Below are 22,094 nucleotides of genomic sequence, written 5' to 3' on the forward strand. Positions count from 1 at the left end.
GGTTCCTTCTCAGATCTCGCGGTCGAGGATGGTGAGGACGTCGTCGTAGACCGCCATGGCCTCGGCGACCTGGTCGTCGGTGACCACGCACGGCGGCACCACGTGGAGGCGGTTGTCGGCGGCGAAGGGCAGCAGCCCGCGGGCCATGCACTCCTTCTTGGCCAGGCCGATCAGGGCCGGCGGCACGGGGGCCCGGGTGTCGCGGTCGGCGACCAGCTCGACGGCCCAGAACACGCCGAGCCCGCGGACCTCGCCCACGACCGGGTGCTTCTCGGCGAGCTCGGCCAGGCCGGGCCCGATGGCCTCGGCCCCGATGCGCCGGGCGTTCGCGACGATGCCCTCCTCCTCCATGGCGTCGAGGGCGCCGATGATCGAGGCGGCGGCGAGCGGGTGGCCGGAGTAGGTGAGCCCGCCCGGGAAGACGGTCTCGTCGAAGTCGGCGGCGATCGCGTCGCTGATGAGGACCCCGCCGACCGGCACGTAGCCGGAGTTGACGCCCTTGGCGAAGGTGATCAGGTCGGGACCGTGGCCGTCGAGCTCGGAGAAGGCGTCGAGCGCGAACCACTCCCCGGCCCGGCCGAACCCGGCCATCACCTCGTCGAGGATCATCACGATGCCGTGCTGGTCGCACAGCGCGCGGACGCCGGCGAGGTAGCCCGGCGGCGGCACCATGATGCCCGCGGTGCCGGGGATCGTCTCGAGCAGGACGGCGGCCACCGACGAGGCGCCCTCGCTCTCGACGACCCGGCGCAGGTGCCGGAGCGCGCGCTCGCTCTCCTCCTCGGGCGTGGTCGCCCAGAACTCGCTGCGGTAGAGGTAGGGGCCGAAGACGTGCACGTGCCCGCGGGCGTACTCGTTGGGCACCCGGCGCCAGTCGCCCGTCGCGACGACGGCCGCGCCGGTGTTGCCGTGGTAGGAGCGGTAGGTCGAGACGACCTTGTCGCGGCCGGTGTGGAGGCGCGCCATCCGGATGGCGTTCTCGTTGGCGTCGGCGCCGCCGTTGGTGAAGAAGACCTTGTCGAGACCCGCGGGCGCGCGCTCGATGATCCGTCGCGCGGCCTCGCCGCGGGTGAGGTTCGCGGTCGCCGGGGCGATCGTCGCGAGCTGCGCCGCCTGCGCCTGGATCGCCGCGACCACCTTCGGGTGCTGGTGGCCGATGTTGACGTTGACCAGCTGGCTGGAGAAGTCGAGGTAGCGGTTGCCCGCGTGGTCCCAGACGTGGCAGCCGAGTCCGCCGGCCACGACCATCGGGTCGAGGGCGCCCTGCGCGGACCAGGAGTGGAAGACGTGGTTCCTGTCGAGGGACTTGGTGCGGGCGTCGAGGTCCGCGCCCTCACCGGGAGCGGTCGTGGGGTGCTGGGTCGCCGTCATCGTCGTCGGTTCTCCTGGTCGGGGTCGTCGGGGGTCGTGCCGGGTCGTGCCGGGTGGCGTCGGGTCGTGCCGGGTGGGGACCAGGGTGCGGGTGGGCCTGGCCGGGGCCGGGCCCACCCGCACGTGGTGCCTAGCTCCCGCCCTCGGTGGGCGTGACCTCGATCGGGCTGTAGTCGGCACCGGTGGTGTCGACCTCGTCGCCGAGCTCCTCGATGGCCTGCTCGACGTAGGTGTTGTCGTAGGCCGTGGCCGGCGGCTCGGCGGTGATCAGGTTCTGGCCCTGCTCGTTGACCGCGGCCAGCGCACCCTCGACGGTCTGGTCCCAGGCGGCCTGGTCGATGACGCCGATGCCGGCGTCGGCCGGCCAGATGAGCTTGTTGGTCTCGTTGGCCATCCACAGCTCGTGGGTCGGACCCCAGCTCGAGCCGGCCGCGATGGTGGTCTCGGCGGCGCTCTCGACGTTGTCGCGGGCGTAGGCCCAGCCCTTGATGACGGCCTTGAGGAACTTCACCGTGGTGTCGGCGTACTCGTCGTCGCTCTCGAGGCGCTCGGTGTCGGCCCAGATGGCGTCCTGGAGCATGGCGCCCTCGGTGTCCTCGTAGCTGATGACGTTGAAGTCGTCGGCGGTGTAGAGCTCACCGGTGTCGGGGTTCGGCGTCTCGAGCAGCTGGGCGTACTCGTTGTAGGTCATCGCCTGGGCGGCGTCGATGTCGCCCTGCAGGAAGGCGTTCATGTTGAAGTCCTGCGTGACGATCTCGACCGACTCCGAGTCGAGGCCCTCGGCGGCCATCGCGGCGAAGATCTCCCACTCGTTGCCGAAGCCCCACGAGCCGATCCGCTTGCCCTCGAAGTCGGCCACCGACTCGATGCCGGAGTCGGCCATCGAGACCTGGAGGGTGCCGGAGCGCTGGAAGATCTGGGCGACGTTGGTCAGGTTGGCGCCCTGCTCGATCGAGCCGAGCACCTTCGGCACCCAGGCGATCGCGTAGTCGGCGTCGCCGGCGGCCAGGGCGTCCTGCGGCACGATGTCGCCGCCGGACGGCTCGATCGTCACGTCGAGGCCCTCGTCGGCGAAGAAGCCCTGCTCGACGGCAGCGTAGTAGCCGGCGAACTGGGCCTGCGGCAGCCACTGCAGCTGCAGGGTGACCTCGGTCGTGCCGCCACCGCCGCCGCCACCGCCACCGCCGCCGTCGTCCCCGTCGTCCCCTCCACAGGCGGTGAGCATGGCCGAGGCCGTCACCAGCGTCGCCGCGACCGCGAGGTTGCGGCGCATGGTCTTCAACATGTGTGTTCCTTTCGACAAGCGGTGAGCGGTCCCGCCCCGCGACGCTGCGAGGCGGTGGTGGCGTCTCAGCGGGCGCCTCCGGTCGGCAGGCGCCACTGCACGAGTCGTTCGAGCAGCACGGTGGCGACGTACGCGACCAGTCCGAGCACGATGGCCGCCACCACGTAGGCCCAGGCACGGGCGTAGGCGCTGGTGGCGGCGGAGGTGGAGATGAAGCTGCCGAGCCCGCCGCGCGGACCGCCGAAGTACTCCGCGACCAGGGCGGAGATGACGGCCAGCGAGCTGGCGACCCGGATCCCGGTGATGACGAACGGCGCCGCCGACGGCAGGGTCAGCGAGCGGAAGGTCTGCCACCCCGACGCCGAGTAGGAGTGCATCAGGTCGCGGTGCTGCGGCGTGGTCTGCCGCAGGCCGCGCACGGTGTTGACGTAGACCGGCACGAAGGCCGCGATGGCGGCGATGGCGCGGCGGCCGTACTCGCTGTCGGCGCCGTACATCGAGTTGAGCACCGGCGCCAGCGCGACGATCGGGACGACGGCGAGCGCGGCCACCGCGAAGGCCAGCATCCCGTCGACGACCCGCGCCCAGGCGGCCAGGCCGGCCAGCACGATCCCGACCACGGTGCCGAAGACCAGGCCGATCAGGGCGTTGCGCCCGGTGATCCAGAACGCCTCGCGGACCGCCTCGGAGTTGTCCCGCAGCTCGCCCCAGATCTCCTGCGGGCCGGGCAGCAGGTAGGGCGACACCTCGACCACCGAGACCAGGAACTGCCACAGCCCCACGATCAGCGCCCCCACCACCAGCGGGGCGACGACCCGGGCGACGTGCGCCACCGGCGTGGTGGGCGAGGTCACCGCTCCTCCGCGCCGCTCGAGGCGACCGGGGCGCCGTGCAGGGCCTCGCGCACCTCGGTGACCTTGGTGAAGAACGCCGGGTCCTCGCGCAGCCGCTGGTCGCGGACGACGTCGCGGCCGATGCCGGTGACGACCTCCTCGGTGATCCGGCCGGGCCGCGCCGACATCACCACGACCCGGTCGGCCAGGAAGACCGCCTCCGGGATGGAGTGGGTCACGAAGACGACCGCCGCGCCCGTCTCGACCGAGATCCGGGCCAGCTCGGCCTGCATCCGCTCGCGGGTCATCTCGTCGAGCGCACCGAACGGCTCGTCCATCAGCAGCAGCCGGGGGCGCTCGGCCAGGGACCGGGCGATGGCCACGCGCTGCTGCATGCCGCCGGAGAGCTGGTCGGGCCGCGACTTGGCGAAGTCGGTGAGGCCGACCATCTCGACCAGCTCGGCGACCCGCTGCTTGCGCTCGGAGCGGGACGCGCCGTGCAGCTCGAGGGGCAGGGCGATGTTGCCGGCGACCGAGCGCCACGGCAGCAGCCCGGCCTGCTGGAAGGCGATGCCGTAGTCCTGGTCCTTGCGGGCCTGGGTGGCGGTCTTGCCGAACACCTCGACGGTGCCGCCGGTGGGCTGCTCCAGGTCGGCGACCACCCGCATCAGCGTCGACTTGCCGCAGCCGGACGGGCCGATGAGGGCGATGAACTCGCCCGCCCGGACCGTCAGGTCGACCTCGGAGAGCGCGGTCACCTGGTTCTTGCGGGTGCCGAAGGTCTTCGTCACGCCGGCGACGCGGACGGCGTCCACGGTGCCGAACGGCGCCGCGGTCGAGGCGCCGGTGGGTCCTGACGTCGCCGCGGGCGTGCGCGCGGCGGGGTCCTCGCCGCCGTCCTTGGCGAGGGTGGGTGCGGGCTGGGGGTCCGGGGTGTTCATGAAGCCTCTCCACGTCGGTAGTTGCGCAGCAGCAGCCCGAGCAGCGCCACGAAGCCGGCGGCCACCAGGCCGAGGACGACGGCGCCGAAGATCGGGGCCCACGCCTTCTCGGGGTCTCCGGAGGCCTGGCCGGCGAACTGGACCAGCATCCGGCCGATGCCGTCGGGGTAGACGATCGAGACCTCGGCCACGACCGTGCCCACGACGGCACCGGCGGCGCCGAGGCGCAGCGCCGGCAGCAGGTAGGGGACGGCGGCCGGTGCGCGCACGCGGCGCAGCGTCGCCCACCAGCCGGCGTCGTAGGTGTGCATCAGCTCGGTGTGGATCCGGTCGGAGGCCTGCAGCCCGCGCAGCGCCCCGACCGCGACCGGGAAGAAGGCCAGGTAGCTGGCGATCAGCGCCACCGACATCCACGGCTCCCACTCCCAGCCGCCGATCTCGATGCGCGAGCCCCAGCTGCGGACCATCGGCGCGAAGGCGATGAGGGGCACGGTCTGGCTGAGCACGATCCAGGGCAGCAGCCCCCACTCGACCACCCGCAGGCTCGACATCAGCAGCGCGAGCAGCAGCCCGACCACCGTGCCGACCACCCAGCCGGCCGCGGCCACCTTGAGGGAGACCACGACGGCGTCGCCGACGACCTGCCACAGCGGCTCGGCGCCCGGCATGCTGGTGACCGGCTCCCCGAGGCGCTGGAACATGTCCCACACGTGCGGCATGGAGAGGTCGGTCGTGCGCGGCAGCACGCGGTTCTCGCCGACCAGGACGCCGTCCTCGGGGGCGAGCGCCTTGTAGGCCTCCCACACCCCGGCGGCGGCGACCAGCCCGAGGACGCCGAGCAGCGCCGAGCGCAGCACCGGCCAGGCGCCGGTGACCAGCCGCGGGCGGGCGCTGACCAGCCCGGGTGCCGCGCTCGTCTGAGCAGTGCTCGACATCGGGCCCTCAGGCCTTCGCCGTCACGTGCTCGCGCAGGGCCGGGATGATGGTCTCGCCGTACTGGCGCAGCGTCTCCTCCTTGTTGTCGTGCTGGAGGTAGACCGCGAACTGGTCGACGCCGATCGCCTTGAGCTGCTCGAGCTTGGCGATGTGGTCCTCGGCGGTGCCGAGCAGGCAGAACCGGTCGACGATCTCGTCGGGCACGAAGTCGACGTGGTCGTTGTCGGCCTTGCCGTGCGAGTTGTAGTCGTAGCCCTCGCGGCCCTTGATGTAGTCGGTGAGCGCCTGCGGGACGTCGCCGCCGTCGCCGTACTTGGCGACGATGTCGGCGACGTGGTTGCCGACCATCCCGCCGAACCAGCGGCACTGCTCGCGCATGTGGGCCAGGGCCTCGGGGGTGTCGGCGCCGACGTAGGCCGGCGCCGCCACGCAGAAGGTGATCGCGTCGGGGTCGCGCCCGGCGTCCGCGGCGGCCTTGCGCACCGCGCCGATCATCCACGTCGCGATGTCGACGTCGGCCAGCTGCAGGATGAAGCCGTCGCCGACCTCGCCGGTCGTCTTCAGCGCCAGCGGCCCGTACGCCGCGATCCACACCTCGAGCTCGGAGGACCGCGCCCAGGGGAACTGCAGGGTGGTTCCGTTGACGTCGACCGAGCGGCAGTTCGACAGCTCGCGGATGACGTGGGTGGCCTCGCGGACGTCCTTGAGGGTGGTCGGCTTGCCGTTGAGCACGCGCACCGCCGAGTCGCCGCGGCCGATGCCGCAGACCGTCCGGTTGCCGTACATCTCGTTGAGGGTGGCGAACACCGACGCCGTCACGGTCCAGTCGCGGGTGGCGGGGTTGGTGACCATCGGGCCGACGACGACCCGGTTGGTCGCGGCGAGGATCGCCGAGTAGATGACGTAGGGCTCCTGCCACAGCAGGTGCGAGTCGAAGGTCCACACGTAGTCGAACCCGTGCTCCTCGGCCTGCTTGGCGAGGCCGACGGTGCGCCAGGCGGGCGGGTTGGTCTGCAGGACGACGCCGAAGTCCATGAGTGCTCCTTGTTCGGTGGTTCGGGACCCGAGTCGGTCAGACGAGGTACTGGGTGAGGCCGCGCTTGAGGTAGCGACCGTGTCCGGCGCGGCCGTGGAACTCGCCGTCGGACACGAGGACCGAGCCGCGGCTGACCACGACGTCGACGTGACCGTCGACCTCGTAGCCCTCCCACGCGCTGTGGTCCATGTTCATGTGGTGGGTCTTGCCGACCCCGATGGAGGTGTGGCCGGCCGGGTCGTAGACGACGATGTCGGCGTCCGCGCCGGGGGCGATGACGCCCTTGGTGCCGTGCAGGCCGAACATCCGCGCCGGCGTGGTCGAGGTGAGCTCGACCCACCGCTCGAGGGTGATCTCGCCGGTGACCACGCCCTGGTACATCAGGTCGAGCCGGTGCTCGACCGACCCGATCCCGTTGGGGATGGCGCGGAAGTCGCCCCGGCCGAGCTCCTTCTGGTCCTTCATGCAGAAGGGGCAGTGGTCGGTGGAGACCATCTGGAGGTCGTTGGTGCGCAGGCCCTGCCACATCGCGTCCTGGTGGCCCTCCGCGCGCGAGCGCAGCGGCGTCGAGCAGACCCACTTGGCGCCCTCGAACTCGCCCCAGGCCGGGTCGCCGGTGGCGCCGAGCTGCTCCTCGAGGGAGAGGTAGAGGTACTGCGGGCAGGTCTCGCCGAACACGTTGCGGCCGCGGTCGCGGGCGGCGGCGATCTGGTCGACGGCCTGCTTGGCGCTGACGTGGACGACGTAGAGGGGCGACTCGGTGAGGTCGGCCAGCATGATCGCGCGGTGCGTGGCCTCCTCCTCCATCTGCCAGGCGCGGGCGATGCCGTGGAAGTAGGGCGTCGTCTTGCCCTGGTCGTGCAGCTGCTGGGCCAGGACGTCGATCGCCGGGCCGTTCTCGGCGTGCATCATCGTGAGCAGGCCCAGCTCGGCGGCCTTCTGCATCGCCTTGAGGATCTGGGCGTCGTCGGAGTAGAAGACGCCGGGGTAGGCCATGAACAGCTTGTAGCTGCTGATGCCCTCGTCGAGCAGGGTCTCCATCGCCTTGAGCGACTGCTCGTCGACGCCGCCGATGATCTGGTGGAAGCCGTAGTCGACCGCGCAGTTGCCGCGCGCCTTCTCGTGCCAGGCCTCGAGGCCGGTCTCGACCGCCTCACCGGTCTTCTGCACGGCGAAGTCGATGATGCTCGTCGTGCCGCCCCACGCCGCGGCCGTGGTGCCGGTCTCGAAGGTGTCGCTGGCCTCGGTGCCGCCGAACGGCAGCTGCATGTGGGTGTGGGCGTCGATGCCGCCCGGGATGACGTACTTCCCGGTCGCGTCGACGACGCGGTCGACGCTCGCCGCCAGGTCGGTGCCGAGCAGGTTCGACCCGGGCTCGAGGACGGCGACGATCCGCTCGCCGTCGACGAGGACGTCGGCGCGCGAGCGGCCGGTGGAGCTGACGACGGTGCCGCCGGTGATGAGGAGCGTGCTCACGTCGTCGCTCCTCACGCCTGCGCGATGTGGGTGTAGGAGTCGGGACGACGGTCGCGGTAGAACTGCCAGTCGTCGCGCATCTGCAGCACCAGGTCCATGTCGAGGTCGCGCACCAGCAGCTCCTCCTTCTCGGAGGAGCCGCGCTCGCCGACGAAGTTGCCGCGCGGGTCGATGACCTGGCTGGTGCCGTAGAAGTCGACCGCCTCGTCGCCGTACTCGTTGTCCTCGAGGCCGACCCGGTTGGGCTGGAGCACGAAGTAGCCGTTGGCGACGGCCGCGCACGGGCCCTCGACCTCCCACAGCCGGTTGGAGAGGCCGGGCTTGGTGGCGTTGGGGTTGAAGACGATGTGGGCGCCGTTCAGGCCCAGCTCGCGCCAGCCCTCGGGGAAGTGGCGGTCGTAGCAGATGTAGGTGCCGACCTTGCCGACCGCGGTCTCGAAGACCGGGTAGCCCAGGTTGCCGGGACGGAAGTAGAACTTCTCCCAGAACTTGTCGAGGTGCGGGATGTGGTGCTTGCGGTACTTGCCGAGCACGGTGCCGTCGGCGTCGACGACGACCGCGGTGTTGTAGTAGACGCCGGTCTGCTGCTCCTCGTAGATCGGGAGCACGTGCACCATGCCGAGCTCCTTGGCCAGGGCGGCGAAGCGCTGCACGATGGGGCCGTCGGCCGGCTCGGCGTAGCGGTAGTACTTCTGGTCCTGGGTGATCCCGAAGTAGGGCCCGTAGAAGAGCTCCTGGTAGCTGATGACCTGGGCGCCCTGCGCGGCCGCGTCGCGCGAGAACTGCTCGTGCTTGTCGAGCATCGACTCCTTGTCACCGGTCCAGGTGGTCTGGCTGATGGCGGCCTTCACGATCGTCAACGGGTCCTCCGCGGGGCTCGGGTTCGGGTGCTGCAGGACGTTCCAGATCCGTGAACTCTGTTATCCTGGTGCCTGAACATTTCGCGATCGTTACGCTCGTGTCAAGGATCTGGCGTGGACTTCTCCGAACTGGACGAGCGGACTCCGCAGGCGATCGCGGGCGCCGTCAGCCGCGCCGTCCGGGCGGGCGAGCTGGCCCCGGGAGACCGGATGCCGACCGTCCGCGACGTCGCCGCCGACCTCGGCGTGTCACCGGCGACGGTGAGCGCGGCGTGGCAGGCGCTGCGCCGCACCGGCCTCGTCGTCTCGCGCGGGCGGGCCGGCACCTACGTCAGCGACGCCCCGACCGCCTGGCTCAGCCCGCGGGTGCGCGGCCTGGTCGGCGCGGGTCCCGACGGGCTCCGGCTCGACCTGTCGCGCGGCACGCCCGACCCGCTGCTGCTGCCCTCGCTCGGTCCGGCGCTCGGTCGGGTCTCGGCCAGCGCCGCGACGCTGGCCTACCACGACGAGCCGGTGCTGCCCGCGCTGCGCGCGGCGCTGGCGCCGACCTGGCCCTACGTCGCCGAGACGATCACCGTGGTCGACGGCGCCACCGACGGCGTCGCCCGCACCCTCGAGCAGGTCGTCTCCTACGGCGACCGCGTGGTGCTGGAGTCGCCCGGCTTCCCGCCGTTCTTCGACCTCGTCGAGGCGCTCGGTGCCGAGGTCGTGCCGGTCGCGCTCGACGGGTCCGGCGTGCGGGTCGACGCGCTGCGGCGGGCCCTCGCGCGCCAGCCGGTCGCCGTCGTCCTCCAGTCGCGGGCGCACAACCCCACCGGGGGTGCGATGACCCCGGCCCGGGCCCGCGCCCTCGCCGGGGTCCTGCGCCGGCTCGGCGACGACGTCCCGTGGATCGTCGAGGACGACCACTCCGGCGCCATCTCGACCTCGCCCGACGTCTCGCTCGGCACCTGGCTGCCCGACCGGGTGGTGCACGTGCGCTCCTACTCCAAGTCCCACGGACCCGACCTGCGGATCGCGGCCCTCGGCGGGCCGGCGCACCTGGTCGACCGGATCGTCGCGCGCCGGATGCTCGGTCCGTCGTGGACCTCGCGGATGCTCCAGACGATCCTGCTCGACCTGCTCACCTCGTCGCAGTCGATGGACGAGGTCGCCGAGGCGCGGCGCCAGTACTTCGGCCGCCAGCACGCGATCGCCGACGCGCTCGCGGGGCACGGCCTCGACGTCGTCGCGCCCGACGGCATCAACCTCTGGCTCCCGGTCGCCGACGAGCGCGCGGCCGCCGTCCACCTCGCCGCCGCCGGCATCCGCGTCGCGGCCGGCTCGGCGTTCCTCGCCGCCGACCACGACGCCGAGACCGCCCACGTGCGGGTCACCACCGGCCTGGTCACCCCCGACGACGCCCCCGACGTCGCAGCCCACCTGGCGGGGGCGGCGCGGGCCCGGTAGGTGCCGGTGGGGCTCGTGGGCGCCGGACTCGGTCGTCGCCGCACCGTCGTGGATGGCATCCTGGGCGCCATGAACAGAGCCCCGGTCACGACGTTCCTCCGCCTCGGCGTCCCCGCCGTCCTGGCGGGTGCCCTGCTGTCCCTGCCGGCCCCGGCCCAGGCCGCGACCACCTGGCACACCATGGACCGCCTCCACGGCGCGAGGACGCAGGTGTGCAAGACGCCAGCGCCCGGCGGGTGGACCGTGCGGGTCCGGGTCGACAACCGCGGGGGCGACCACTGGCACCGGGCGCACCTCGGCAACCGGGCCGGCACCCGGTGGGTCGACACCCGCGCCGCCGCCGGTGCGATCAGCCCGGTGCGGTCGGTCTTCTCCACCGGGGGCATCTCGGTGGGTACCGGTGACGCCCGCGGCGACCGCGGCGGCTACGTCCCGATGGACGACGTCGGCCGCTGCTGAGCGCGACCCGTCGCTGATCAGCGACGGGTCACCCCCACCACCCCGCTGACCCGTCGCTGATCACTGACGGGTCACCCCCAGAACGACGCCGACCCGTCGCTGATCACTGACGGGTCACCTGCGAAACCACGCCGACCCGTCAGTGATCACTGACGGGTCGGCGGGGTGGAGCGGGGTCAGGGGTCAGGCGGGGAAGGAGCCGCCGGTCTCGGCGAGGTTGCGCAGCCACGGGGTGGGGGCGAACCGGTCGCCGTAGGTGGCGGCGAGCTCGTCGGCCCGGCGGACGAACGCCGCGAGACCGATCTCGCCGTCGGCACCCTCGTAACCGGTCATGAACTGCGCCGCACCACCGGTCATCGGCGGGAAGCCGATGCCCATGATCGAGCCGATGTTGGCGGCGGCCGCCGACTCGATGACGCCCTCCTCGAAGCACTTGGCGGTCTCGAGCGCCTCGGCGAACATCATCCGGTCCTTCATGTCCTGGAACGGGATCTGCGTGTCCGAGACCGGGAACAGCTCGGCCAGGCCCGACCAGATCGACGTCCGCCTGCCGGCCTCGTCGTAGTCGTAGAACCCGGCGCCGCGCAGGCGGCCGGCGCGGCCGGCGTCCAGCATCTTCGCGACGACGACGTTGCCCGGGTGCTCGACGTGGGTGCCGCCGTCGCGCTCGGTCGCCTCGCGGGTGGCCTTGCCGATCTTGGCCATCAGCTCGAGGTTGAGCTCGTCGGAGAGCTGGAGCACCGGGGCCGGGTAGCCGGCCTGGGTGGTGGCCCGCTCGATGCTCCACGGGTACGCGCCCTCGGCGAGCATCGCCATGCCCTCGTTGACCATGAAGCCGATGACGCGGGAGGTGTAGAAGCCGCGGCTGTCGTTGACGACGATCGGCGTCTTGCGGATCTGCTGGACGACGTCGTAGGCCTTCGCCAGCGCCACGTCGGAGGTCTTCTCGCCCTTGATGATCTCGACCAGCGGCATCTTGTCGACCGGGCTGAAGAAGTGCAGGCCGATGAAGTCGGCCGGACGGTCGACGCCCTCGGCGAGCTCGGTGATCGGCAGCGTGCTCGTGTTGGAGCAGAGCAGCGCGTCGGGGTTCACGTGCTCGGCGACCTCGGCGAACACCTTCGCCTTGAGCGCGGGGTCCTCGAAGACGGCCTCGATGACCAGGTCGCAGCCGGCCAGCGCGGCCGGGTCACCGGTCGCGGTGATCCGGGCCAGCAGCTCGTTCTTCTGCTCCTCGGTCGAGCGCCCCTTGGCGACGGCCTTGTCGAGCAGCTTCTCGGAGTATGCCTTGCCCTTCGCGGCGTTCTCGTCGGAGACGTCCTTGAGCACGACCTCCATGCCGGCGCGGGCGCAGGAGTAGGCGATGCCGGCGCCCATCATCCCGGCGCCGAGGACGCCGACCTTGGTCGCCCGCCACGGCTCGATGCCCTGGGGGCGGAGCTTGCCGGAGTTGATGGCCTGCAGGTCGAAGAAGAACGCCTGGATCATGTTCTTCGAGCCCTGGTTGACCACGAGGTTCGTCAGGTAGCGCGACTCGATCCGGCTGGCGGTGTCGAAGTCACGGCTGGCGCCCTCGACCGCGGCGCTGAGGATCGCGCGGGCGGCGGGGTAGACGGCGCCCTTGGTCTGCTTGCGCAGCAGCGCCGGGAACGCCGGCAGGAACGCCGCCAGCGCGGGCGACTTCGGGCTGCCGCCGGGCATCTTGTAGCCGGGGGCGTCCCAGGGGTTCTGCGCGGCCTCGGGGTTGGCCTTCAGCCACGCCCGCGCGGCCGGGAGGAGCTCGTCCTGGCTCGCGACGAGCTCGTCGACGATGCCGACCTTGAGCGCGGCCGGGGGCTTGAACTGCTTGCCCTCGAGCAGCACGCTCATCAGCCCGTCCTGCAGGCCGAGCATCCGCACGATGCGGGTCACCCCACCGCCGCCGGGCAGCAGGCCGAGGCTGACCTCGGGCAGGCCGAGGACGACCTTCGGGCCGTCGACGGCGATGCGGTGGTTGCAGGCGAGGGCGATCTCGAGGCCGCCGCCGAGCGCGGCGCCGTTGATCGCCGCGACGACCGGCTTGGGCAGGCGCTCGAGGCGACGCAGGTCGCGCTTGACGCTCTCGGACGTCGCGAAGACGCTCGCGGCGTCGTCCTTGGTCGCCCGGGTCATGTCGCGCAGGTCGCCGCCGGCGAAGAAGGTCTTCTTCGCGCTGGCGACGATGACGCCGCTGATGCTCGACTCGTCGGCGGCCAGCTCGGACTCGAGGCGGTCGACGGCCGCCTTCATGGAGTCGACGTAGAGCTGGTTCATGGTGTTCGCCGACTGGTTGGGGTCGTCGAGGGTGAGGGTGACGATGCCGTCGGCGTCCTTGTCGTAGCGGACGGCGGTCTGGGTCTCGGTGGTGGTGCTCATCGGTTCGTGGCTTCCTGTCCTGGTCCTGGTCAGACGATCTCGACGACGGTGGCGATGCCCATGCCGCCGCCGACGCAGAGCGTGGCCAGGCCGCGCTTCTGGTCACGGCGCACGAGCTCGTCGATGAGGGTGCCGAGGATCATCGCGCCGGTCGCGCCGAGCGGGTGGCCCATCGCGATGGCGCCGCCGTTGACGTTGGTGATCTCGTGGGAGATGCCCATGTCGCGCATGAAGCGCATCGCGACGGCGGCGAAGGCCTCGTTGATCTCCCAGAGGTCGATGTCCTTCGCCTCGAGGCCGGCCTTGCCGAGCGCCTTGCGGGCCGCGGGCGCGGGGCCGGTGAGCATGATCGTCGGGTCGGCGCCGCTGACGGCCATCGACACGATGCGGGCCCGCGGGGTCAGGCCGAGCTGGACGCCGATCTCCTCGGTGCCGATCGCCATCAGCGCGGCGCCGTCGACGATGCCGGAGGAGTTGCCGGCGTGGTGGACGTGGTCGATCTTCTCGATCCAGTGGTACTTCTCGAGCGCGACGTCGTCGAAGCCGGCGTCGGCACCGATCTGGGCGAAGCTCGGGCGCAGGCCGGCCAGGCCCTCGGGGCTGGTGTCGGGGCGCACGGTCTCGTCGTGGTCGAGGATGACCAGGCCACTGCGGTCGCGCACCGGCACGACGGCGTCGCCGAAGTAGCCGTTGGCCCAGGCCTTCGCGGCGCGGTGGTGCGACTCGGCGGCGTAGGTGTCGACGTCGTCGCGGGTCCAGCCCTCGATCGTGGCGATCAGGTCGGCGCCGATGCCCTGCGGGACGAAGCCGGTGGTCAGCGCGGTGGCCGGGTCCTGGGCCCACGCGCCGCCGTCGGAGCCCATCGCGACGTTGCTCATCGACTCGACGCCACCGGCGAGGATCAGGTCCTCCATGCCGCCGCGGATGCGGGCGGCGGCCTGGTTGACGGCCTCGAGGCCGGAGGCGCAGAAGCGGTTCAGCTGCACGCCGGCGACGGTCTCGGGGTAGCCGGCGGCCAGCGCGGCGGTCTTGGCGATGTCGCCGCCCTGCTCACCGAGCGGCGAGACGACGCCGAGCACGACGTCGTCGACGCGCGTGGGGTCGAGGCCGGGGTTGCGGGTGCGGACCTCCTCGAGGAGGCCGACGATCAGGTCGATCGGCTTGACCTCGTGGAGGGAGCCGGCCGCCTTGCCCTTGCCGCGCGGAGTGCGCAGGTGGTCGTACACGAATGCTTCTGCCATGACCCGTCCTTGTCGATCGAGGTGATGTGGTGCCGCGGTGTTGCGCTGTCACGATTGTGACACCAATACTGTCAGTATCGTCAAGGAGTGGTCACCAGACCACCGAGTGAGAGGGGTCACGTCGCGTGGACGCGCCGCTGGACGGGCTGATGACCCTCGACGAGCTCTGCTCGCGGGTCGGCCTCACCGTGCGCAACGTCCGCTTCTACACCTCGCGCGGCCTGGTGCCGCCGCCGATCCGGCACGGCCGCTCGGGCTACTACTCCGGTGAGCACGTCGCCCGGATCGAGCTCGTGCTCGAGCTCCAGGCCCACGGCTTCACGCTCTCGGCGATCGAGCGCTACGTCTCCGCCCTCCCCGCGGACGCCGAGCCGGAGGACATCGCCCTGGCCCGCACCATGCTCGCGCCGTGGCAGTCCGACCTCCCGGTCGACATGGAGCGCTCGGAGCTGGAGCAGCGCGCCGGCCGCGACCTCTCCGAGGAGGACGTCGCCACGCTGGTCGCGCTCGGCATCGTCCGGGTGCGCGCCGACCGGTTCCTGGTCGCGCGCACGCAGCTGGGCATCGGCGTCCAGCTGCTCGAGCTGGGTTTTCCCCGGGCGGTCGCCGAGGCCGCCCGCGACGTCTACCAGTCCCACGGGCGCCAGATGGCCGAGGAGCTGCACCAGGTCATCACCGAGCAGCTCGCCCCGCTGTACGGCGCCGACGAGTCCGAGCGCTTCCAGGAGGTCATGGAGAGCCTCAAGCCGCTCTCCGTCGGCGGCCTGGTGACGGCCTACGAGACCGCCGTGGCGCGGGCGGCCCGCACCGCCACCACGAAATGACGCCGACCCGTCAGTGATCACTGACGGGTCGGCGGCGGATCCTGATCGACCCGTCAGTGATCACTGACGGGTCGACCGATCAGCGGTGGGACGAGAACGACGCGGCGGAGTGGCCGCCGCTCGAGGAACCGGTCGACGAACCGGTCGAGGAGCCGCCGGAGCGGCGACGGTTGCGGTTCGAGGAGCCGGCCGGCTTGCTGCCGGCGCCCGCGGACGCCTGGCCGCCGGAGCGACCGCCGCCGGAGCGGCCGCGACCGCGACCCCCGCCGTTGCCCCCGCCGTTGCCGCCGCCGCCGTTGCCCGAGGACTTCGGCTTCGAGGAGCGCTGCGGGGAGGACGTCGGGACGTCGAGGGTGAGGCCGCCGGGCACGAGGACCCGCTCGCCGGGGGCGAGCGTGGCCAGCATCGGGTGCGAGGCGCCGGTCACCTTGGTCGTCGTCGGCTTGATGCCGGCGGCGCGGGTGAGCTGGCGGACGTCGCGGACCTGCTCGTCGGTCATCAGCGTGACGACGGTGCCGGCGGCACCGGCGCGGGCGGTGCGGCCCGAGCGGTGCAGGTAGGCCTTGTGCTCGGTCGGCGGGTCGGCGTGGACGACGAGCGCGACGTCGTCGACGTGGATGCCGCGGGCCGCGATGTCGGTCGCGACCAGCGTGGTGGCCTGGCCGGAGTGGAAGGCCTCCATGTTGCGGGTGCGCGCGTTCTGGCTCAGGTTGCCGTGCAGGTCGACCGACGGGACGCCGCTCTTGTTGAGCTGGCGCGCCAGCGCCTTCGCGCCGTGCTTGGTGCGGGTGAAGACGACCGTGCGGCCGGGGGCCGAGGCGAGGTCGACGAGCACCGGGATGCGGCTCTCGCGGCCGATGTGCAGCACGTGGTGGTCCATCTTGGAGACCGGCGACTGCGCCGAGTCGGCCTCGTGGACCACGGGCGAGTGCAGGAACTTCTTCACCAGGACGTCGATCGCGTTGTCGAGCGTGGCGGAGAAGAGCAGGCGCTGACCGTTGCTCGGCGTCCGCTCGAGGATGCGGCGCACGGCGGGCAGGAAGCCGAGGTCGGCCATGTGGTCGGCCTCGTCGAGCACGGTGACCTCGACGTTGCCGAGGTTGCAGTGGCCCTGGCCGATGAGGTCCTCGAGCCGGCCGGGGCAGGCAAGCACGATGTCGGCACCGCGGCGCAGGTTCGCCACCTGCGGGTTCTGGCCGACGCCGCCGAAGATGGTCATCGTCGAGAGGCCGTTGGTCGCGGCCAGCGGCTTGAGGGCCTCGTGGATCTGGCCGACGAGCTCGCGGGTCGGCGCCAGGATCAGCGCGCGGGGCTTGCCCGGCGCCGCCGTGCGGTTCGACGCGACCAGGCGCGCCACCACGGGGAGCAGGAAGGCGTAGGTCTTGCCGGAGCCGGTGCGGCCCCGGCCGAGGACGTCGCGGCCGGCGAGCGAGTCGGGCAGCGTCGCGGCCTGGATGGGGGTCGGGATCGTGATGCCCTGGGCGTTGAGCACGGCGACGAGGTCGGCCGGCACCTTGAGGGCAGCGAAGGAGGACTGGTGGTTCTGGGTCACAGAAAGATCACTCACGTTGGTGTGTCTCACCAAGCTGTCCCGCCGGCGGCGGGATGGAGAAGCATGTGCCTCACGAGGAGGGGCGCCGGTCCACGGCTCGAGGCCGGACGGTCCTGCGCGGGAGCCCGAGGCAAGACTTGACGGGCTGCTGGACCCAACTCTAGTGGCTGGTGGGGTGAACCCACACATCCCTGGACCTCCCTAGGGTGTGAGGGTGCCCACCGTCCTCGTCACCGGCGCGACCGGCTTCGTCGGACGTCGCCTCGTCCCCGTCCTCCTCGACCGCGGCCTCGCCGTGCGCGCGATGACCCGCCGACCCGAGAAGTACGACGGCCCCGGCGAGCCCGTCGGGGGCGACGTCCACGACGCCGCCTCGCTCACCCAGGCCCTGACCGGCGTCGACGTGGCGGTCTACCTCGTGCACTCCCTCGACGACAAGGACTTCGAGCGCAAGGACGCTGAGGCGGCGCAGACCTTCGGTCGCGTGGCCGCCGAGTGCGGCGTCCGCCAGATCGTCTACCTCGGCGGCCTCGGCGAGGACGACGACGACCTGTCGCCGCACCTGCGCTCGCGCCGCGAGGTGGAGGGCAAGCTCGCCGAGGGCGGCGTGCCGGTCACGGTGCTGCGCGCCGCGATCGTCGTCGGCGCCGGCGGCATCTCCTGGGAGATCACCCGCCAGCTGGTCAAGAACCTGCCGGCGATGGTGGTCCCGAAGTGGGTCAGCACCAAGACCCAGCCGATCGCGATCGACGACGTCGTGCGCTACCTCGACGGCGTCATCGACAACGACGCCGCCGCCGGCCGGGTGCTGGAGATCGGCGGCCCCGAGCAGCTGACGTACCTGGAGATGATGCAGCAGGCCGCCGAGGTCATCCTCGGCCGGCGGCTGCCGATCGTGAAGGTGCCGGTGCTGACGCCCTCGCTCAGCTCGCACTGGATCGCCTTCGTCACCGACGTCGACACCACGACCGCGAAGAACCTCATCGACTCGATGTCGACCGAGGTGATCGTCTCCGACCACGCGATCGACGAGATCGTGCCGGGCCGGCCGATCGCCTACCAGGAGTCGGTGCGCCGCGCGCTCGAGGAGAGCTGAACCGGCTCAGACGCCGAAGATCGCAGGCAGGGCGAACAGCATCGTCAGCGACCAGGTGCAGTGGGTCAGGATCGGCGCCAGGATGCCGCCGGAGGCGCGCCGCTGGAGACCGACGATCACCCCGAGCAGGATCGCGGCGAAGGCGAGCATCACGTTGCCGGTCGCGGCCGTGGCGATCGTGTAGGCGAGCGTCGTCCACGCCACCGGGTGGCGGGTGATGGCGGCGTAGGCCGCCCCGCGGAAGAAGAGCTCCTCGGCGACCCCGTTGACCGCCGTGACGATCACCAGCACCGGCAGGTAGCCCTCGCTGGCGAACCCGAGCACGTTGCGGATCTGCTCGGCGAGCGGGTCGATCTCGCGGACGATGAGCGCACCGACCACGAAGATCCCGGCCAGCGCGGCCCCGATGAGCAGCGGCTGGACGATCGGGCGCACCTCCATGTCCTTGGCCGCGATCCGGCCGAGGTGCAGCGGGCCGGACGCGAAGGCGCCCACGGTCCACACCCCGGCGAGCACGAAGGACATCACCACGAACATGGCGCTGCCCTGCTCGAGCCGGAGCAGCGTGCCCAGGACGATGGCGCCCAGCAGCACGAAGCCACAGGTCACCAGCTGACGCCGGCGCAGCGCGCGCGGCTCGTCGCGGTGGTCGCGGGGGACGACGTCCCACAGCGACCGCTCGATCCACTGCCTCACCACAGCACTCACCCCTCCCCGGCTACGGACGCGTCACGGTAGCGAGGAGGGGTGAGGATGATCGTGGGGTGGGGGCTCAGACCTACTTGGTCAGGCCGTCCTTGACGTCCTTGGCGGCGTCCTTGACCTTCTCGCCGGCCTGCTTGACCTTCGAGGAGGACTGATCGCCCTTGCCCTCGGCCTCGAGGCGCTCGTCACCGGTCGCCCGGCCAGCGCCCTCCTTGGTCTTGCCCTTGAGCTCTTCGGCCTTGTTGCTCAGCTTGTCGTCGATTCCCATACCTCCAGGGAACCACGCGGCCCAAGGCCGCGGGCTCACCCCTCGGGGCCGTGCGCCCCTGGCGCGGCCGGGCTCAGCCGGGCTCAGCCCGGGCTCAGCCGAACGACAGGACGCCGTCGTCGATGGCGCCGCGCCGGATCGCCCGGAGGTCGACGAGGTAGTTCTGCTTGAGCATCCACGGCGCGCGGTCGCCCTGCCGGGGCAGCCCGGCCAGCGCGCGCTGCACGTAGCCCGAGGCCAGGTCCATGAACGGCCGCTCGCCCACGGAGTCGTCACGGACCGCCACCACCGTGCGCAGGCCGTGCCGGTCCATGTGGGCCAGCAGCCGGACGACGTACTCGCCCACCAGGTCGGCCTTGAGCGTCCAGGACGCGTTGGTGTAGCCGACGGTGAAGGCGAAGTTCGGGACCCCGCTGAGCATGAGGCCCTTGTAGGACATCGTCTCGCTCGGCACGAACGGCACGCCGTCGACGGTGACGTCGATGCCGCCGAACAGCTTGAGCTTGAGGCCGGTCGCGGTGACGACGACGTCGGCGTCGAGCTCGCGGCCCGACGTCGTGCGGATGCCGGTGGGCGTGAACGTCTCGATCGTGTCGGTGACGACCGAGGCGGTGCCGGCCCGCAGCGCCTTGAAGAGGTCGCTGTTCGGGACGACGCACAGGCGCTGGTCCCACGGGTTGTACGGCGGCTGGAAGTGCTCGTCGTACGACGTCCCCTCCGGCAGCTGCGGCTCGGTGAAGCGGCGCACGAGCTTCTTCGCCTGGTCGGGGAAGCGCTGCGAGAGCTGGTAGTTGCCGACCAGCTTGAGCACGTTGGCCCACCGCACGATCGGGTAGCGCACCTTCTCCGGGACGCGGCGCAGGGCGACGGCGAGCGGGTCGCGGTCGGGCTGCGGGAGGATGTAGGTCGGCGTCCGCTGGAGCATCGTCACGTGGGCGGCGGTCTCGGCCATCGACGGCACCAGCGTGACCGCGGTGGCGCCCGAGCCGATGACGACGACGTCCTTGCCGGCGTGGTCGAGGTCCTCGGGCCAGAACTGCGGGTGGACCACCTGGCCGGTGAAGGACTCCTCGCCCGGGAACGCGGGCCGGTGGCCCTCCTCGTAGTCGTAGTAGCCGGTGCAGCCCCACAGGAAGTCGCAGGTCATCGTCAGCTCGGCGCCGTCGTGCTCGATCCCGACGGTCCAGCGGGCCGTCTCGCTGCTCCACGCCGCCGAGGTGACGCGGTAGCGGTAGCGGATCAGCTTGTCGACGCCGCGCTCCTGCGCGACGGTGCGCAGGTAGTCGAGGATGAGCGCCCCGTCGGCGAGGGCGGTGTCGCTGGGCCACGGCCGCCACCGGTAGCCGAAGGTGAACATGTCGGAGTCGGACCGGACGCCGGGGTAGCGGAACAGGTCCCACGTGCCGCCGCTGACGTCGCGCGACTCCAGGACCGCGACCGTGCGGCCGGGGTGCCCGGCCCGCACCTGGCACGCCGCGCCGATGCCGCTGAGCCCGGCCCCGACGACCAGGACGTCGACGTGCTCGACCTCGGTGCCGGCGGTGCTCGAGGAGGACGCAGGAGTGCTCATGTCCCGACGGTAGCCGGGATCGGCGCTTGTTGACAGATATTCAGCAGTGGTCTGTGAGCAACGCCACCCCGCGCCGAGTCGGCGTTCGCGTTGAGCACGAACGCCGACTCGGCGCGATTCGACTTGCACTTCACGCCGACTCGGCGCTCACGCCGGCTCGCCGCCCGCGACGCCCTCAGGCCGGGAGGACGCGGCGGAGGAACTGGCGGGTGCGGTCCTCGCGCGGGTCGCTGAAGATTTGCGCGGGCGGGCCCTCCTCGAGGATGCGGCCCTGGTGGAGGAAGCAGACCTTGGTGGCGACCTCGCGGGCGAAGCTCATCTCGTGGGTCGCCAGCACCATCGTGGTGCCGGCCTCGGCGAGCGCGCGGACGTTGGTGAGGACCTCGCCGACCAGCTCGGGGTCGAGGGCGGCGGTGATCTCGTCGAGCAGCAGCAGGTCCGGGCGGGTGCAGAGCGCGCGCACCAGGGCCACGCGCTGCTGCTGGCCCCCGGAGAGGCGGTCGGGGTACTTCTCGACGTGCTCGGCCAGGCCGAAGGTCTCCAGCAGGTCGCGGGCGCGCTGCTCGGCCTCGCCCCGGGCCACGCCGTGCACGCGGCGCGGCGCGAGGACGCAGTTCTCCAGCACGCTCAGGTGGGGGAAGAGGTTGTAGGCCTGGAAGACCATCCCGATCCGGCGGCGCACGACGCGGGGGTCGACGCGGGGGTCGGCGATCTCGCCGCCGTCGAAGCGGATGACGCCGTCGTCGACGTCCTCGAGCAGGTTGAGGCAGCGCAGCAGCGTCGACTTGCCCGACCCGGAGGAGCCGATCAGGCAGACGACGTCGTGGGGCTGGACGGTGAGCGACACGTCGTCGAGGACCAGCCGGTCGCCGTAGGACTTGCGCAGGCCCTCGACCTCGAGCAGCGGGCGGTCCGTGGTCGGCTCGGTCATCGGGCACCGGCCCTCTCGCGCTCGGCGAGGCGGCGCTGCAGCCAGTCGGTGAACCGGGCCAGCGGCACGGTCATGACGATGAAGAAGCACGCGACGACGACGAGCGGGGTGTAGTTGAAGTTGTAGTTGCCGTAGTCGCGGGCGGCGAAGACGGCGTCGAAGATGCCGGCCGCCGCGACCAGGGCGGTGTCCTTCTGCAGCGAGACGAAGTCGTTGAGCAGCGGCGGCAGCACCCGCCGCACCGCCTGCGGGACGACGACGAAGCGCAGCGTCTGCGAGCGGCTCAGGGCCAGCGCCTCGGCGCTGGCGACCTGCGAGGGGTGGATGGAGTCGATGCCGGATCGGAAGACCTCGGCCACGTAGGCGCCGTAGGACAGCACGAGCGCGACCCCGGCCCAGAAGAGGGCGCTGTTCGGCACGCCCTGCAGGCCGAGCGCGGGCATGCCGAAGGCGAGCAGCACGACGAGCAGGATCGTCGGGATGCCCCGGAAGACGTCGGTGTAGAACGCCGCGACCAGCCGGACCGGCACCAGCCACGCGGAGCGCGCGCTGCGCGCGAGGGCGACGCCGAGCGCGAGCACCAGGATGATCGGCTCGCAGATCAGGAACAGCTTGACGTTGATCCAGAACCCGTCGCGCACCGACGGGAAGGACTCCTTCGCGTGGTGCCAGTCGAAGAAGGTCTCCCGCACCGTCGGCCAGCCCGGCGAGGACAGCACGACGGCGGCGGCCAGGCCGAACACGACCAGCGTGGTGATCGTCGCGACCAGCACCGAGACCAGCCGCTGGCGCCGCCGGACGTCGCGCCGGTCGAGCTCGCGCCTGCTCGGGACCCAGGCCTCGGTCACGCGAGGCTCACGGCGTCGT

General features: G+C 71.8%; 20 protein-coding genes. 4 read left to right on the forward strand and 16 right to left on the reverse strand.

What is annotated here, in order from left to right; translation table 11 throughout:
• Window positions 1-9 precede the first annotated feature (9 nt).
• The 8 genes from FE634_RS19950 to FE634_RS19985 form a co-directional block, all read right to left on the reverse strand.
• A complete protein-coding gene (locus tag FE634_RS19950; RefSeq protein ID WP_138876902.1) occupies window positions 10-1,371 on the reverse strand; it encodes an aspartate aminotransferase family protein in 1,362 nt (453 codons plus the stop codon).
• Window positions 1,372-1,501: 130 nt separating this feature from the next.
• Window positions 1,502-2,656 (reverse strand): ABC transporter substrate-binding protein, encoded by a 1,155-nt coding sequence (locus FE634_RS19955; RefSeq protein ID WP_138876903.1) that lies wholly within the window; start codon window positions 2,654-2,656, stop codon window positions 1,502-1,504.
• A gap of 65 nt (window positions 2,657-2,721) precedes the next feature.
• Window positions 2,722-3,510 (reverse strand): ABC transporter permease, encoded by a 789-nt coding sequence (locus FE634_RS19960; RefSeq protein ID WP_148240912.1) that lies wholly within the window; start codon window positions 3,508-3,510, stop codon window positions 2,722-2,724.
• Window positions 3,507-4,430, reverse strand: a complete 924-nt coding sequence (locus tag FE634_RS19965; RefSeq protein ID WP_137295185.1) for an ABC transporter ATP-binding protein — start codon at window positions 4,428-4,430, stop codon at window positions 3,507-3,509. The genes FE634_RS19960 and FE634_RS19965 overlap by 4 nt, the downstream gene beginning before the upstream one ends.
• Window positions 4,427-5,365: an ABC transporter permease gene (locus tag FE634_RS19970; protein ID WP_137295184.1), complete on the reverse strand. Its 939-nt coding sequence runs from the start codon at window positions 5,363-5,365 to the stop codon at window positions 4,427-4,429. The genes FE634_RS19965 and FE634_RS19970 overlap by 4 nt, the downstream gene beginning before the upstream one ends.
• Before the next feature lie 7 nt (window positions 5,366-5,372).
• A complete protein-coding gene (locus FE634_RS19975) occupies window positions 5,373-6,401 on the reverse strand; it encodes a TIGR03842 family LLM class F420-dependent oxidoreductase (RefSeq protein WP_138876906.1) in 1,029 nt (342 codons plus the stop codon).
• A gap of 37 nt (window positions 6,402-6,438) precedes the next feature.
• Window positions 6,439-7,878 carry a dihydropyrimidinase gene (gene hydA / locus FE634_RS19980; protein WP_137295182.1) on the reverse strand — a complete coding sequence of 480 codons (1,440 nt, stop codon included), beginning with the start codon at window positions 7,876-7,878 and terminating at the stop codon, window positions 6,439-6,441.
• A gap of 11 nt (window positions 7,879-7,889) precedes the next feature.
• Window positions 7,890-8,729 carry a nitrilase-related carbon-nitrogen hydrolase gene (locus FE634_RS19985; protein ID WP_246060906.1) on the reverse strand — a complete coding sequence of 280 codons (840 nt, stop codon included), beginning with the start codon at window positions 8,727-8,729 and terminating at the stop codon, window positions 7,890-7,892.
• 123 nt (window positions 8,730-8,852) lie between these two features.
• Between FE634_RS19985 and FE634_RS19990 the strand changes: the two genes are divergently transcribed.
• Both FE634_RS19990 and FE634_RS19995 read left to right on the forward strand, forming a co-directional pair.
• On the forward strand, window positions 8,853-10,187 hold the full coding sequence (locus tag FE634_RS19990) for an aminotransferase-like domain-containing protein (protein WP_148240913.1): 1,335 nt from the start codon (window positions 8,853-8,855) through the stop codon (window positions 10,185-10,187).
• 69 nt (window positions 10,188-10,256) lie between these two features.
• Window positions 10,257-10,646 carry a hypothetical protein gene (locus FE634_RS19995; protein ID WP_138876908.1) on the forward strand — a complete coding sequence of 130 codons (390 nt, stop codon included), beginning with the start codon at window positions 10,257-10,259 and terminating at the stop codon, window positions 10,644-10,646.
• A gap of 183 nt (window positions 10,647-10,829) precedes the next feature.
• On the opposite strand, the gene FE634_RS20000 is transcribed toward FE634_RS19995, so the two are convergent.
• Together FE634_RS20000 and FE634_RS20005 are read right to left on the reverse strand one after the other, a co-directional pair.
• Window positions 10,830-13,040 (reverse strand): 3-hydroxyacyl-CoA dehydrogenase NAD-binding domain-containing protein, encoded by a 2,211-nt coding sequence (locus FE634_RS20000; protein WP_138876909.1) that lies wholly within the window; start codon window positions 13,038-13,040, stop codon window positions 10,830-10,832.
• Between the two features lie 29 nt (window positions 13,041-13,069).
• Window positions 13,070-14,281 (reverse strand): acetyl-CoA C-acetyltransferase, encoded by a 1,212-nt coding sequence (locus tag FE634_RS20005; RefSeq protein WP_138876910.1) that lies wholly within the window; start codon window positions 14,279-14,281, stop codon window positions 13,070-13,072.
• 125 nt (window positions 14,282-14,406) lie between these two features.
• Between FE634_RS20005 and FE634_RS20010 the strand changes: the two genes are divergently transcribed.
• Window positions 14,407-15,105 carry a MerR family transcriptional regulator gene (locus FE634_RS20010; protein ID WP_262347498.1) on the forward strand — a complete coding sequence of 233 codons (699 nt, stop codon included), beginning with the start codon at window positions 14,407-14,409 and terminating at the stop codon, window positions 15,103-15,105.
• Window positions 15,106-15,184: 79 nt separating this feature from the next.
• Here the strand turns inward: FE634_RS20010 and FE634_RS20015 are convergent, their stop codons facing one another.
• Entirely contained in the window at window positions 15,185-16,672 is a 1,488-nt protein-coding gene (locus tag FE634_RS20015; RefSeq protein WP_262347499.1) for a DEAD/DEAH box helicase, read from the reverse strand.
• A gap of 199 nt (window positions 16,673-16,871) precedes the next feature.
• Between FE634_RS20015 and FE634_RS20020 the strand changes: the two genes are divergently transcribed.
• The gene (locus FE634_RS20020; protein ID WP_262347500.1) at window positions 16,872-17,753 is read left to right on the forward strand and encodes an NAD(P)H-binding protein; all 882 of its coding nucleotides are present in this window, start codon (window positions 16,872-16,874) and stop codon (window positions 17,751-17,753) included.
• Between the two features lie 6 nt (window positions 17,754-17,759).
• Here FE634_RS20020 and FE634_RS20025 read toward each other — a convergent pair whose 3' ends face one another.
• From FE634_RS20025 to FE634_RS20045, 5 genes are all read right to left on the reverse strand, one after another.
• Window positions 17,760-18,449, reverse strand: coding sequence for a type II CAAX endopeptidase family protein (locus tag FE634_RS20025; RefSeq protein WP_138876913.1), 690 nt, complete (start codon window positions 18,447-18,449; stop codon window positions 17,760-17,762).
• 82 nt (window positions 18,450-18,531) lie between these two features.
• A complete protein-coding gene (locus tag FE634_RS20030; RefSeq protein ID WP_138876914.1) occupies window positions 18,532-18,726 on the reverse strand; it encodes a CsbD family protein in 195 nt (64 codons plus the stop codon).
• Window positions 18,727-18,820: 94 nt separating this feature from the next.
• The gene (locus tag FE634_RS20035; RefSeq protein WP_148240914.1) at window positions 18,821-20,296 is read right to left on the reverse strand and encodes a flavin-containing monooxygenase; all 1,476 of its coding nucleotides are present in this window, start codon (window positions 20,294-20,296) and stop codon (window positions 18,821-18,823) included.
• Between the two features lie 175 nt (window positions 20,297-20,471).
• Window positions 20,472-21,227, reverse strand: coding sequence for an amino acid ABC transporter ATP-binding protein (locus tag FE634_RS20040; RefSeq protein ID WP_137295522.1), 756 nt, complete (start codon window positions 21,225-21,227; stop codon window positions 20,472-20,474).
• Window positions 21,224-22,075 (reverse strand): amino acid ABC transporter permease, encoded by an 852-nt coding sequence (locus FE634_RS20045; protein WP_137295523.1) that lies wholly within the window; start codon window positions 22,073-22,075, stop codon window positions 21,224-21,226. Before FE634_RS20045 ends, FE634_RS20040 begins: the two co-directional genes overlap by 4 nt.
• Between the last annotated feature and the right edge of the window lie 19 nt (window positions 22,076-22,094).

It is taken from the genome of Nocardioides sp. S-1144 (assembly GCF_005954645.2).
In the GTDB taxonomy this organism is placed as follows: Bacteria; Actinomycetota; Actinomycetes; order Propionibacteriales; family Nocardioidaceae; genus Nocardioides; species Nocardioides dongxiaopingii.

Excerpts from the sequence above, each read along its gene's own strand:
- FE634_RS19950 (WP_138876902.1), bottom strand. The coding sequence starts at position 1,371 with ATGACGGCGACCCAGCACCCCACGACCGCTCCCGGTGAGGGCGCGGAC.
- FE634_RS19955 (WP_138876903.1), bottom strand. The coding sequence starts at position 2,656 with ATGTTGAAGACCATGCGCCGCAACCTCGCGGTCGCGGCGACGCTGGTG.
- FE634_RS19965 (WP_137295185.1), bottom strand. The coding sequence starts at position 4,430 with ATGAACACCCCGGACCCCCAGCCCGCACCCACCCTCGCCAAGGACGGC.
- FE634_RS19970 (WP_137295184.1), bottom strand. The coding sequence starts at position 5,365 with ATGTCGAGCACTGCTCAGACGAGCGCGGCACCCGGGCTGGTCAGCGCC.
- FE634_RS19975 (WP_138876906.1), bottom strand. The coding sequence starts at position 6,401 with ATGGACTTCGGCGTCGTCCTGCAGACCAACCCGCCCGCCTGGCGCACC.
- FE634_RS19995 (WP_138876908.1), top strand. The coding sequence starts at position 10,257 with ATGAACAGAGCCCCGGTCACGACGTTCCTCCGCCTCGGCGTCCCCGCC.
- FE634_RS20000 (WP_138876909.1), bottom strand. The coding sequence starts at position 13,040 with ATGAGCACCACCACCGAGACCCAGACCGCCGTCCGCTACGACAAGGAC.
- FE634_RS20005 (WP_138876910.1), bottom strand. The coding sequence starts at position 14,281 with ATGGCAGAAGCATTCGTGTACGACCACCTGCGCACTCCGCGCGGCAAG.
- FE634_RS20030 (WP_138876914.1), bottom strand. The coding sequence starts at position 18,726 with ATGGGAATCGACGACAAGCTGAGCAACAAGGCCGAAGAGCTCAAGGGC.
- FE634_RS20035 (WP_148240914.1), bottom strand. The coding sequence starts at position 20,296 with ATGAGCACTCCTGCGTCCTCCTCGAGCACCGCCGGCACCGAGGTCGAG.
- FE634_RS20040 (WP_137295522.1), bottom strand. The coding sequence starts at position 21,227 with ATGACCGAGCCGACCACGGACCGCCCGCTGCTCGAGGTCGAGGGCCTG.